The organism is Endozoicomonas sp. ONNA2 (genome assembly GCF_024606365.1).
In the GTDB taxonomy this organism is placed as follows: Bacteria; Pseudomonadota; Gammaproteobacteria; order Pseudomonadales; family Endozoicomonadaceae; genus Endozoicomonas.
Genome location: NZ_JAHHPO010000554.1, coordinates 1 through 1,688 on the forward strand (window position 1 = coordinate 1; position 1,688 = coordinate 1,688).

Annotated in this window: 2 protein-coding genes; one reads left to right on the forward strand and one right to left on the reverse strand. The window is 41.7% G+C overall.

What is annotated here, in order from left to right; all coding sequences use genetic code 11:
* Positions 1 to 692, forward strand: a 692-nt coding sequence (locus KDK14_RS09735) for a DUF4116 domain-containing protein (protein ID WP_257264905.1), incomplete at its 5' end; no start/stop codon positions are given.
* A 77-nt stretch (positions 693 to 769) separates the two neighbouring features.
* Here the strand turns inward: KDK14_RS09735 and KDK14_RS09740 are convergent.
* Positions 770 to 1,510 carry a hypothetical protein gene (locus KDK14_RS09740; protein WP_257264906.1) on the reverse strand — a complete coding sequence of 247 codons (741 nt, stop codon included), beginning with the start codon at positions 1,508 to 1,510 and terminating at the stop codon, positions 770 to 772.
* Positions 1,511 to 1,688 lie beyond the last annotated feature (178 nt).

The following is a 1,688-nucleotide window of genomic DNA, read 5'->3' on the forward strand; positions in this document are numbered from 1 at the left end:
AACAGTGGAACTTTACCTTACTGGCACAACGACTGTTAAGCGATGCTGAGACAGAGGCCGATAGATTCACCTTTCAAAACTGCCTTTTCTCAATGGTTTATAGCGCCGTACATGACTTTACGCCCGATTGTTACCAATTATTCGGTAAACACCACCAACAATTCATTGACCATATTCGACGGTTGGCACAATCGAAAGGCAATCTTCGAGAAATGTTAATGAGTGATGAGATAGATGAAGATACCCGCAGGCAACTCTTTCATCATCTTTTATTATTATGTCCCGGGAAGGCTACTCTACTGATTGGGGATGTGTATGACCACTTGAAAGATAAATACTTTGTGATAAAACCATCATTTGGTTACAGCCCGGAGTTTTATGTTTCACCGGGGCAGCCGGTTCCGGATCATAGAGAAAAGATCAAGAATGCCCTGTTGATCCACGGGCTGAAGTATGCCAGCCAACGGGTTCGTAATGATAAAGACCTGGTATTAGCAATCATTGCAAAACAACCAGGGGACCTGAAATATGCCAGCCCGGATTTTCGGAATAATGATGAAATTGTAATGATCGCTATCAAACAGTGTCCAATGGCTCTGAAGTATGCGAGTGAAAGAATACGTAGCGATAGCAACTTTATTCAGTTCGCAATTATTAATGATCTTAAAGATGTGCCACTGAAATGGTATTGAATGATGACGATTATTCGCCGGATTTATTCGTATCTCCCCCATTGAGTAGCTGGCCATAGGGAATCGAATATTTCTGGCTACTGATCATCAGGATTGGTTTTAATTGAGTTGTCTTTAATGGCCAGAGGTATTTCATTATTGAGATCCTCGATTCTACCGTTCTGCTTATCCAGTCTCTGTTCCAGATCTGCCAATTTCTGTTCCTGCTCTATAAGCATCTGTGACTGGGCTTGTATTTTTGCATTGCTGGCTTCAAGTAGATCAGCCTGCTGTTTGATAAAAAGTAATTTCGATGTGCGCTCTGCCTGGAATTCGTCATTTGCCTTCTTGATCAGAGCAGCCTTATCCAATTCTGCCTTCTCCCTGAGAGCAACCTTTTCATTCTCGGCATCACGAATAAGGGATTCAGTTTCCTCTTCAGCACGTTTTCTAATTTTAGCTTTTAAAAACTTTTGGTTCATAATTTCCGCTTTTGCAACAGCAACTTCCATAAGCAGCGCTCTATTCTCCTCTTGCAGCGCTTCAATTTGTGCTTCGTTTGGAATTTTCTTTTCAATCGCTTCTTTCATTTCAACATACCAGTCAAGAAGGCTTTCGATACCATGGATGGCATCACACAACAGCGAAGGAATGATTCCAAACGGCACGAAGACTGCAACAACAGTACGTCCGAGCCATTTACCAAAGGTACTTCCGTCTTCAAATTTACTGGAAACACTACCGGCAACTTTATGGCACCATCTTACGATGGTCCAATCTCTTTCTTGTGATTCAGCCAGAGTTATCTCGGGTGCTGGTACACCAATCGGACTGGGCATAATAATGTCCTCTTATTGTCATAATGCGTATTCAAGTGATACTTACGTTTAGATAGGAAAATCGTGAGCTGGCTCAATGGCCAGTTACTTTATTTAGAAATAATATAATAAATATATATTTACAAACCTGAATCCGTAACTTCAGAAGACGTTGAAACCTTCGGAAGCCGGTCGTGCC